Raw genomic sequence first — 10738 nt, 5'->3', positions numbered from 1 at the left:
CCCCCCCCCCCCGCCGACGTGCGTGGGGGGCACTCGGCCCGCGCCGGGCGACCGGCCTCCCGGCCCCGCACCCCCGGCCGGCGCGGACCTCGCCGAGACCGGGAACGGCAGCACCGGCACGACCTCGCTGATGGCGGCGGGTGCCACCGCCGTCCCGCCCGGTGCGCCGGTGCTGCTGCCCGCCGCCCGCAGGCGGCGGCCGGGGACCGGCTGAGGCGGGCCGTCAGCTGAAGACGTCCCCGCAGTCGGTCGCCGTGGCGTGCGCCGGGTCCAGGGCGTTGGCCGTCTCGTGGAACACGATGCGGTCGGTCAGCCCGACGAGGACGTGCTCGGACAGGTCGAGCGGGCACAGGTCTTGCAGCACCACGTTGCGTACGTCGGGGCCGGACAGGAACTGCGTGGTGTACGGCGTGACGACCTCGTCGTACTTGGTCGCGATCACCGTGTAGCGGACGCCGGGGAGGGTGTCGCCCCCGGCGTTCAGCTTGGTGAGGAAGGCCGATCCGGCCATCTGGTCGGTCAGTCCCTGCGGGGTGAGGTGCTCGATGGCCTCGGCCGCGCCGGGGAAGTAGGGCAGCAGCTTGAGCAGCCCGCCCAGGTCGGTCCCGTGGTTGCTGGGCGCGATGCCGACGAGCGCGTTCACCTTGGGGGCGCCGCCCAGGAACTTCATGTAGTACCGCGGCATCATGCCGCCCTGGGAGTGCCCGACGATGTCGACCTTGCCCGCGCCGGTGGCCGCGAGGACCCGGTCGACGTAGGCGGCGAGCTGCTGGGAGGACGCGGCGATGGAGCCGAGCCCGTAGAAGAGGGGCACACCGGGCAGCTGGCCGTAGTCGAGGGAGTAGACGCAGTAGCCCCGCTTGACCAGGTAGGGCGCGAGGCCGAGCCAGTTGTCGATGGAGTTGCCGAGGGTGCCGTGGACGAGGACGACGGGCCGCGGATGGGCGGCGGACGGCTTGCAGGACCAGTTGTTCCAGCCGCTGCTCGCGGTCGCCTCGGCGGCGGTCGCGGCGGCGATGGTCGCCGTGACCTCGGGGGCGGACGCGGGGGCCTTCGCCAGAGCGGCGGTGGTGGTGTCCGCCAGGACGGGAGTGGCGAAGAGGGCGGCGGTGAGAGTCAGCGCGGAGAGGAGCCGGAGCGCTGATCGCGGTCTGATGGGCAGCATCGAGCGATCTCCTCGCAGGTGGGGGAATGACTGGCTCCCGTGCAGCCTGTGATCCGGATCACCAGAATGCTGAGCTTCCGTCAATTTACGGAGGAGTAACAAACGTCGCCAGCTACCGGTGGGTAAAGAATTCATCACGTCGGCTTCACGTCGATGTGATAATGGGCCGTCAGGCCGCGCCCGACAGCGTCGCGGGCATCAGCGCCCGCGGGCCGAAACGGGCCCGCGCCCGGTCCGCGACGGCCTCGATCCGGCGCGCCTTCTCGTCCCCGGGGTCCAGGCTGAGCTGCAGCGTCGCGAGACCGGCGTCCGTCAGCCCCTCCGCGCGCAGCGCGAGGCCGCGCACCCGGGCGCGCTGCAGTCCCAGCCCCTCGTAGAGCCGGTACGCGGCCTCGGCGAGGGCGGTGCCGTGGCCGGTGGGCTCGGGCAGCGCGCGGGTGCGGGTGGTCGTGGAGCGGTCGGCGTAGCGGACGGTGAGGGTCAGTGAGCGCGCGACCCGGCCCGACGCGCGCAACGAGGAGCCCAGTTCCTCGGTGAGCGACAGCAGGGCGCGGCGGTGCCGCACCGGGTCCAGCTCGTCGTGGCCGAAGCGGCGTTCGGCCCCGGCCGAGTGGGCGGGGGCGTTCGGGACGACCGGGGCCGGGTCGATGCCGCGGGCCCGCTCGTGCGTCCTGCGGCCCGCCGCGGCGCCCAGGATCCGCTGCAGGGTGCTCAGGGGCGCGGCCGCCACCCGTCCTACGGTGTCCAGGCCGTACGTGCCCAACTGCCGTGCCGTCGCCGGGCCGACGCCGTGCAACGCCGCCACCGGACGCTCGGCGAGGAAGGCCGCGACGGCCGCGGGGTCGGTGGGCGCGGCGCGCACCGCGCCCTCCGGTCCGTCCTGCGCCGCCATCCGGGCGAGCAGCGGGTTCGGGCCGACGCCGATGGTGCAGTCCACGCCGTGGAGCGCGAGCAGCCGCACCCTCAGCAGCGTGGCCAGTTCGGCGGCGTCGCGCCCGAAGTAGCGCAGCGCCCCGCGGACGTCGGCGAGCGCGGCGTCGGGCGGCAGCGCCTGGACGACGGGGGTGAAGCCGCCGAGCAGTGCGAGGAGTCGCTCGTACAGCGCCTCGGCGGCGTGGAAGTGCACGTACAGCACGTGCGAGATCTCCGGTCGGCTGTTCATCGTCCCGCGCTCCCCGGACTGGAGTGCCACAGCTTGCGGCCGGTCGGGGCCCCCTCGCCCGCGGGCCGCAGATCGGCCCAGGGGTGCATCTCGTAACCGGTGGACATGCGGACCCGGCGGCCCTCGGGCGGGGGCGCGGGCAGTTCCGCGGGCTCGCCCGGGGTCTCGGCCAGGCGTGCCGCGACGGCCTCCAGGCCCCCTTCCTTGCGCAGTTCGGCCAGTTCGGCGAGGTTCCAGGCGGCGGCGCCGACGACGGACAGGCTCTGCGGGCCGCGGCGCTGGACCACCCCGCGGACCAGCAGCAGCCAGGAGTGGAAGACGGTGTGGGCGCAGGCCTCGTGGCTGTCGTCGAAGAAGGCGAGGTCGACCAGGCCGGAGCCGTCGTCGAGGGTGGTGAAGATGACCCGGCGCCCGGAACGGATGGGCGGGGTCTGGGTGGCCGCCTTCGCCCCGGCGACCAGCACGGTCTCGCCGTGCCGCACCTCGCGCAGCCGGTTCGCCGGGATCGCGCCCAGCTCCGCCAGGAAGGCGAGGTGGTCGTCCATCAGATGGCGGGAGGCGTCCATGCCGAGGACGCCGAGTTCGGCGCCGAGCCGTTCGCCGTCGTCCATGTCGGGCAGGCCGATCGGCGCGAACGCCGGCTCGCCCTCCCCTCCGGTCAGCGTGAGCTGGCCGTCGTACGCGGAGGCCCGGCCCTGCCGGTGCACTTCGGCGACCTGGAGCAGCATGTCGCGGCGGTTGCCCCCGAAGGGGTCCAGCGCGCCGACCTGGACCAGTCGTTCGGCGGCGGCCCGGCTCGGGCGGGCGCGCTCCCACAGGTCCTGGAGGGAGGAGTAGGGCTGTCCGGCGGCGATCCGGGCGACCTCGGCCTCGCTGATGCCGTGCACCTCGGAGAGCGCGAGCCGCAGCCCCCACAGCTCCTCGCCATCCCCCTCACCGGACACCAGTTCGATTCGATAGGCCGCGCCCGACCGGTTGACGTCCAGCGGCAGCACCGGCACCCCGCGCCGCCGGGCGTCCGCGAGCAGCAGCCGCTTGGGGTACATCCCGGGGTCGTGGGTGAGCACCCCGGCGTAGAAGGCCGCCGGATGGTGCGCCTTGAGCCAGGCGGACTGGTAGGTCGGCACGGCGAAGGCGACGGCGTGCGCCTTGCAGAAGCCGTACGCGCCGAAGGCCGAGACGATCTCCCATGTGTGCCGGATGACCTCGCGGGAGTAACCGCGCCCCCGGGCCGCGTCCGCGAACCAGGCCCGCAGCCGCCCCTGCCGGGCCTCGTCCGACAGGGCGCGCCGGGCCTCGTCGGCGAAGCCCCGGTCGCAGCCGGTCATGACGCACATGATGTCGATGAGCTGCTCGTGGAAGACGACGACTCCATGGGTCTCACGCAGCACGGGCTCCAGGTCGGGGTGCGGGTAGTGGACGGGCCTGCGGCCGTGCCGGGCATCGATGAAGGGCCGCACCATGTCGGCGGCGACCGGCCCGGGACGGAAGAGCGAGATGTCCACGACCAGGTCGTGGAAGGTGGCCGGCTGCAGCCGCCCCACCAGGTCGCGCTGACCCGGGGACTCGATCTGGAAGCAGCCCAGCGTCTCGGCGGAGCGGACCAGTTCGTACGTGGCGGGGTCGCCCTGCGGGATGCGGTCCAGGTCGATCCGGCCGCCGCCGGTCCGTTCCACCTCGTCCAGGGCGTGCGCCATCGCGGACTGCATGCGCACCCCGAGCACGTCGAGCTTGAGCAGCCCGAGGTCCTCGACGTCGTCCTTGTCGAACTGCGACATGGGGAAGCCCTCGCCGCTGGTCGGCACGACCGGTGTGCGCTCCAGCAGCCCGGCGTCCGACAGCAGCACCCCGCAGGGGTGCATGGCGACCCCGCGCGGCAGCGCGTCCAGCGCCTCGACCAGCTCCCACAGCCGTCCGTGGTCCTCACCCGCCACCTGCCGCAGCTCGGGCAGTTCGGCGAGCGCGGCCCGCGCGTCGCGCGCCCGGATGTGCGGGAAGGCCTTGGCCAGCCGGTCGGTCTGCTCGGGGTCCATCCCGAGGGCGGCGCCCACGTCGCGCACCGCGTGCCGGACGCGGTAGGTCTCGGGCATGGCGACGGTGGCGACCCGCTCGCCGCCGAAGCGGTCCAGGATCCGCCGGTAGACCTCCAGCCGGCGGGCGGACTCCACGTCGATGTCGATGTCGGGCAGGGAGGTGCGCCGGCCGGACAGGAAGCGCTCCATGAGCAGGCCGTGCTCGACGGGGTCGGCGGCGGCGATGCCCAGCAGGTGGTTGACGAGCGAGCCGGCGCCCGAGCCGCGCGCGGCGACCCGGATGCCCATCTCCCGCACGTCGTCGACGACCTGGCCGACGGTGAGGAAGTACGAGGCGAAGCCGAGCCGCTCGATGATCCGCAGTTCGTGGTCGAGCCGCGCCCAGTACTCCGGATCCCGGTCGTGGCCCTCGCGGACCATCCCGGCGGCGCAGCGCGAGCGCAGCACGCGGTCGGCGGTGCGGGCGCCCGCGCCGACCACCTCCGGCTCGGGGAAGTGCACCTGCCCGAGCCCCAGGTCCTCCTCCGGGTCGACGGCGCAGCCCGCGGCGGTCTCCTCGGTGGCCCGCAGCAGCCGGCGGGCGTCGCCGCGGGTGAAGCCGGCCGCCTCCATGACCCGCTCGGCGGTACGCGCCATGTCCCCGGCGTCCTTCAGCCAGCGCTCACCGCTGTCCAGGCCGCCCGCGTCGCGCACGTCGACGGGCACCAGCCGGCGCGCCGAGTCCAGGACGTCGGCCACCTCCCCCTGGCCGGGGTCGGCGTAGCGGACGGCGTTGGTCAGCACCGGGACGACGCCCTGCTCGGCGGCGAAGCCGACGGTGCGGGCGGCGAGCCGCAGCGAGCCGGACCCGGTGCCGGTGCGGCCGTGGTGCACGGCCTCCAGGCGCAGCGCGTCCCCGTACACCTCGCGCCAGGGGCGCAGCAGCCTGGCGGCCCGGTCGGGGCGTCCGGCCGCCAGCGCGCGGCCGACCTCGGAGTCCGCGCCGAGCAGCACGAACAGCCCTTCCCGGCCCAGGTCCTCCCAGCCGATACCGCCGTCGGTGGCGTGGGCGGCGCTGATCAGCCGGCACAGCGCGCCCCAGCCGCGGCGGTCCCGGGCGAGGAACACCGCCCGGTCGGTCGCCTCCGGCACGAAGGCCCCGCCGCGCACCGGGGTGCGCCGCCGGGCGGCCGGCGGGCCGGCCTGAGGGGTGGCGCCCTCCGCCACGTACGCCGCCGGCACCGCCAGCGAGGCGCCGAACAGCGGCCGCACCCCGGCCCGCGCGCACGCCTTGGCGAAGCGCACCACTCCGGCCACCGTGTCCCGGTCGGTCAGCGCCAGCGCGTCCATCCCCCGTTCGGCGGCGCGCTCGGCGAGCCGCTCGGGGTGCGAGGCGCCGTACCGCAGCGAGAAGCCGGAGACGGTGTGCAGGTGCGTGAATCCCGCCATACGCACCTCCGACCGCTCACGTCTCCCCCCTTCCGGACCCTCCGCACCCACCATAGACCACTTGTCGAACACGTGTACGACGACACGCCGGATCCCTTCCGCCATCACCCTGCGCGCGGTTTCCTGCACAGGACGTCACCGACGCTCACACCCCGACGGGGAGTCGCCATGCCGATGTTGCTGGTCAAGGGCTCTTTCCGGATAGAGAACACCGAACCGGACGGGGACACCGTGGGCTTCGTCCCCACCCGCCACCCCGACTGGAACCGCGTCAGGGGCGGGCTCGGGCTCGACCTCACCAACTCCTGCCGGGGCAAGCTGCGCCTCGACGCCGTCGACGCGCTGGAGACCCACTACGGGCGCACCTCCGCCCCGCCCACCAGCCGCTGCCCTTCGCCCACGCGGCCCGGGACGAGCTGCTGCGGTGGCTGGGCTTCACCGCCGTGGAGCGCGAGCCCGGCGGCGAGAGGGCGGCCGCCGCCACCCCCCGTGTCCGTCCCCGGCTGGATCCTCACCGGCGGGGTCGACGTGCACGGCCGCTGCGTCGCCCTGGCCGGCCGGGGCGCACCGCCGGAGGGCACCAGGAGCGGCCAGGAGCGGCCAGGAGGTCACGGTCGGCGTGCCGCTGCTGCGCGCCACCGTCAACCACCACCTGATCGCCGAGGGCCTGGCCTACCCGACCTTCTACAGCAACCTCTACGAGGACCTGCGCCGGGAGCTGACCGACGTCGCCCGGCAGGCCCGGGACGCGGGCAGGGGGCTGTGGCCCGGCGACGTGAGCACCAGCGGCGCGAAGGTCACCGGGCTCTCCTCGCTCACCGACGACGTGGTGCTCGTCCCCAAGCTCTTCCGGCGGCTCTTCGACCACCTCGCGCTCGGCGAGCCCTCCCTCGCCGCCTTCCGCGCCTTCCTGGCCGGGGCGGCCGACAGCTACCGGATCCTGTCCTCGGACACCCCGCGCGCGCAGGTGCGGGGGCTGCACCACGTCGTCGAGGTGACCGGCGACCACACCGTGCGGATGACCGTCCCGGTCGAGGAACTGGTCTTCACCGAGGCTTGACGACGGAGGCGAACTCCGCCGCCCACCGCAGCAGTTCCTCGTCCTCGCCGGGTCGCCCGACGACCTGCAGTCCGAGCGGCAGGCCGTTCGCGGCGTACCCGGCGGGCAGGCTCACCGCGGGGAAGCCGGCGTTGCTCCACGGCAGGCACATCACCGAGTCGCCGGTGCTGCCCAGGCCGAACGGGGCGGGGCCGGTCGCGGACGGCGCCAGCCAGACGTCGACCTCCCCCATGGCCTCCAGCAGTCGCTCGCGGAAGACCCGGCGCTCGCCCACGGACCGCTCGTAGTCGTCGCGGTCGATGGCGTGGCCCTCGCGGATGGCGGCGACCGTCTGCTCGCGGTAGAGGTGGCCGTGCCGGGGGAACCAGTCGGCGTGCGTACGGGCCACCTCGTAGCGGTTCATGACGTACAACTGCCGTACCACCGCCTCGAAGTCGGGCATCAGCGGCACCTCGCGCACGGTCCGGCCCGCCGCCTCCAGCCGCTTGGCGTGCGCCGTGAAGGCCTCCCGGGCCTCCGCCCCGGCGCGGTCCAGGTACGGGCCGACGGGTATGCCGAGCACCGGCTCGCCGTCGCCGGCCGGCCGCTCCCGCCAGTCGTCGCACAGGACGGACGCGCCGCGCGCCGCGACCGCGACGTCCGCGGCGAGCACCCCGACCGTGTCGAAGCTCGGGGCGTTGGCGATCACCCCGTCCACCGGGACCCTTCCGAAGGTCGGCTTGAAGCCCACCACCCCGCAGTAGGCCGCGGGCCGGACCACCGAGCCGACGGTCTGCGTCCCGATCGCCAGCGGCACCATGCCCGCGGCCACCGCGGCCGCCGAGCCACTGCTCGAACCACCGGGCGTGTGGGCGGTGTTGTGCGGATTGCGGGTCGGTCCTGGCGCGGTCACCGCGAACTCGGCCGTCACCGTCTTCCCCGCGACCAGCGCCCCGGCCGCCCGCAGCCGGTCCACCAGCGGTGCCTGCGGCCCGGCCAGTGCCTCCGGCGGCACCGCGGAGCCCGCCCTGGTGTCCATCCCGTCGATCCGGACGATGTCCTTGACACCCACCATCACCCCGGACAGCACACCCGGCGGTGCCGTGGCCGCCTCCGCCGCCAGCCGGCCCCGCCGGTCCGGCTCCCGGACGAACGCCTTGATCCGGGCGTCGAGCCGGTCGATACGGTCACAAGTCCGTGCCACCAGATCCGTCACGGCCGCCACGCTACGCCGAAAAGCTCTGGCCTTCCTCAAACAGCGCGTGATCGTCCCGCCCGCGGGCACACCGACCGCAGGGGGTGGTGGGACATGTCATGGCTCACGTGGACATATCCAATGGCCGGGACGGGGCTGATCGTCACAGCGGGGGCGCTGCTGCGGGCCCCGGGCACCGCGGCCGGCGAGGTGACGGACCCTTATGAGGCCGCCTACCTGCGCGACGGACGCCGCGGCGCGGTGGTCGTCGCACTGGTCGCACTGCATCTGCGCGGCACGGTGGACGCCGGCGCGCACCGCACCGCGCGCATCTCCGGGCCGCTGCAGGGGCTCTCGCACCCGCTGCAACTGGCCGTCTACGAGGCGCTGTACCGGCCCACGGGGGTGAACACCGTCGCCGTGTCCCGGCGGGTGCGGCGCGAGACGGACGTCCTGCGCGAGCGGCTGACCGACGCGGGGCTGATCCGGCGCGACCGGCGTCGGCGCGCGGCGCGCGTGCTGGCGTGCGCGGCCGTGCTGACCGTGGCCGCGGGGCTGGTGACCGGACTCCCGACGGGCTGGGAGCCGCCGCTCCGGGCGGCCGTCTCCGCCGTGCCGGTGGCCGCGGCCCTCGCCCTGTGGGCGGTGCCCCGCCGGACCCGGGCCGGCCGGCAGGCCCTCCGGCGGGCCCAGGAGCGTTTTCCGCGTCCACAAAGCCGCAGGGCGTCGCCCGAGTCGGTCCTGCTCGCGGTCGCCCTGCACGGCGACCCGGCCCTGCGGCTGGCCGTCCCGCACTTCACCAGGGAAGCCGGACTGCTCGCCCGGCACGACAGGACCGAGAGCCTCTACGGCGTCAACCACTGGAAGAGCGGGGGCGGCGGAGGCTGCGGAAGCGGCGGCCTCTCGTGCGGAGGGGCGGGCGGGGGCGTCTGAGGGGCGAGGCTACGCGCCCTCCCGGACGGCCCAAACACCGCATCGGTGCGAGATTGGTCACGTCCCGATGTCACAGGGGGTTGCCCTTGTCCCACGCGTCAACCCACGTCACACGGACGGCACCCCGGTGGCTGCTCAGGGGTTGCGAGGGCAAGGGGACGACACGATTTACTGACCGCCATGACAGCGACCGACACCATCCCCAGACCCGTGGCGCACCCCGGCCGGCTGCGCATGGTGAGTCACCTGCGCCGCCTCGCCGCCGCCGGTCTGGTGGAGCCGCCGTGCGGCGCGCGGACCCCCCGGTACCCGGAGGACGAGGACGCCGAGGTCTGGGACGACTTCCGGCACCGACTGGCGGCCCTGCTGGTCGGCCTGCACGAGGAGACCAAGGCGCCGCGCCCGGCGCGCCGGGCCGTGCACGTCGGCGCGACGGTGACGGTCCTCCCCCTGCACCGCCGGTTCCGCTGACCACCGGGACCGGCGGCGCCGCGGTCGCGCACGGCCGGGCCCCGGGACTCCGCCGCAGCCCGGGGCCCGCCTGAGCCACGTGGACGTCAGCCGAGTCGCGCGCCGACCGCGGCCAGCGCCGTGGTCACCGGCTGGAAGAAGGTCTCCCCGCCCGCCTGGCAGTCCCCACTGCCGCCGGAGGTGAGGCCGATCGCGCTGCCGTCGCGGGTGAACAGCGCGCCCCCGCTGTCGCCCGGCTCGGCGCAGACGTCGGTCTGGAGCAGCCCGGTGACGGTGCCCTCCGGGTAGTTGACCGTCGCGTCGAGCCCCAGGACCGTGCCACCGTGCAGCCCGGTGGTGCTGCCCATCCGGAACACCTCCTGGCCCACGGCCGCCTCCGCGGCCCCCTTGACGGCCAGGGCCTGCCCGTTGCCGAGGTTCACCTGGCTGGGCGCTTGTGTGTTCGGGTCGTCGTACGTGACGAGGGCGAAGTCGCCGTCACCCGGGAAGGTCGCCTGCCGCACGGTCGCGACGGGCGCCCCGCCCTGGCTGTCCGACCAGTTCGCGAAGGCGACGCCGCAGTGGCCCGCGGTGAGGAAGGCCGGGGCGCCGTCCTTGACGACGTTGAAGCCCAGCGAACAGCGCGCCCCGGCGGCGAAGATGGCGTCCCCGCCGGCCACGAGGGGCTTGAACTCGCCCGCGGACTTCCGGAGCCGGGCCATGCCGCCGCCCAGGGACCGCACGGTGGACTCCAGGGTGTCCCACTTGGCGCCGGCCACGGTGCGGTCCGCGGTGACCAGGATCCGGTTGGTCCGGGGGTCGACGGCCCAGGCGGTGCCGGGGATCGTGGCGCGCTGCTTCAAGGTCTGTGCGGCGGAGGTCAGTTCGGCGGCGCTGTTCTCGACCGTCCGGGTGGCTGCGCCGGCCTCCCGGGCCCGCGCCGCCACGTCGTCGCCGTCCCCGGCGACCACGTTGACCACGAGCCGCCCGCTCGCCGCGTCGTAGTACGCCCCCGCGACGGACGGCCCGAACTCCGAACCGAGTCGCGAGGCGAGTTCCGCGGCGGCCGCGGCGGTGAACCGCTTCGGCGAGGAAGCGTCCGGGCCCTGCGCGGCGGACTGCGACGCGTTGGCGCTGGGCAGCAGTACGGCCGCCGCCGCGATGGCGGCGGCACCGGCCATGACGAACACGATCTCCCGCTTGGCTATCTGTTTGTGCTTCAACTCGTGACCTCCTGTGGGGGGATACAGGTCGGATCGTCGGGCGCAGGGGAAGCGTCGTTCCGCCTGACATACGCGGGCCCGCCCCGTTGTGTTCACCACGCCCGATTCAC

General features: G+C 74.8%; 8 protein-coding genes and 1 pseudogene. 4 read left to right on the top strand and 5 right to left on the bottom strand.

Annotated features, from left to right (window positions below):
• Positions 1-214: pseudogene (locus AC3EUJ_RS34505) on the top strand (LAETG motif-containing sortase-dependent surface protein); the annotation flags it as partial.
• Positions 215-223: 9 nt separating this feature from the next.
• Here AC3EUJ_RS34505 and AC3EUJ_RS34500 read toward each other — a convergent pair.
• The 3 genes from AC3EUJ_RS34500 to AC3EUJ_RS34490 all read right to left on the bottom strand — a co-directional run bounded on the left by AC3EUJ_RS34500 (position 224) and on the right by AC3EUJ_RS34490 (position 5788).
• A complete protein-coding gene (locus AC3EUJ_RS34500) occupies positions 224-1165 on the bottom strand; it encodes an esterase/lipase family protein (RefSeq protein ID WP_431968518.1) in 942 nt (313 codons plus the stop codon).
• 169 nt (positions 1166-1334) lie between these two features.
• Positions 1335-2327 (bottom strand): DNA polymerase Y family protein, encoded by a 993-nt coding sequence (locus AC3EUJ_RS34495; protein ID WP_431968516.1) that lies wholly within the window; start codon positions 2325-2327, stop codon positions 1335-1337.
• On the bottom strand, positions 2324-5788 hold the full coding sequence (locus AC3EUJ_RS34490) for a DNA polymerase III subunit alpha (RefSeq protein WP_431968514.1): 3465 nt from the start codon (positions 5786-5788) through the stop codon (positions 2324-2326). The genes AC3EUJ_RS34495 and AC3EUJ_RS34490 overlap by 4 nt, the downstream gene beginning before the upstream one ends.
• 619 nt (positions 5789-6407) lie before the next feature.
• On the opposite strand from AC3EUJ_RS34490, the gene AC3EUJ_RS34485 reads away from it, so the two are divergent.
• Complete coding sequence (locus AC3EUJ_RS34485) at positions 6408-6848, top strand: hypothetical protein (protein ID WP_431968512.1); 441 nt, start codon at positions 6408-6410, stop codon at positions 6846-6848.
• Here AC3EUJ_RS34485 and AC3EUJ_RS34480 read toward each other — a convergent pair.
• A complete protein-coding gene (locus AC3EUJ_RS34480; protein WP_431968510.1) occupies positions 6835-8043 on the bottom strand; it encodes an amidase in 1209 nt (402 codons plus the stop codon). The two genes, AC3EUJ_RS34485 and AC3EUJ_RS34480, sit on opposite strands and share 14 nt — an antisense overlap.
• Positions 8044-8163: 120 nt before the next feature.
• Here AC3EUJ_RS34480 and AC3EUJ_RS34475 point away from each other — a divergent pair, with 120 nt between their 5' ends.
• Entirely contained in the window at positions 8164-8955 is a 792-nt protein-coding gene (locus AC3EUJ_RS34475; RefSeq protein ID WP_431968508.1) for a TIGR04222 domain-containing membrane protein, read from the top strand.
• 180 nt (positions 8956-9135) lie between these two features.
• Entirely contained in the window at positions 9136-9426 is a 291-nt protein-coding gene (locus AC3EUJ_RS34470) for a hypothetical protein (protein WP_431968506.1), read from the top strand.
• A gap of 86 nt (positions 9427-9512) precedes the next feature.
• On the opposite strand, the gene AC3EUJ_RS34465 is transcribed toward AC3EUJ_RS34470, so the two are convergent.
• A complete protein-coding gene (locus AC3EUJ_RS34465; RefSeq protein ID WP_431968504.1) occupies positions 9513-10628 on the bottom strand; it encodes a S1 family peptidase in 1116 nt (371 codons plus the stop codon).
• Between the last annotated feature and the right edge of the window lie 110 nt (positions 10629-10738).

It is taken from the genome of Actinacidiphila sp. bgisy160 (genome assembly GCF_057707815.1).
Note: the sequence above shows the minus strand (reverse complement) of the source record. Positions and strands in the feature narration are given on the sequence as shown.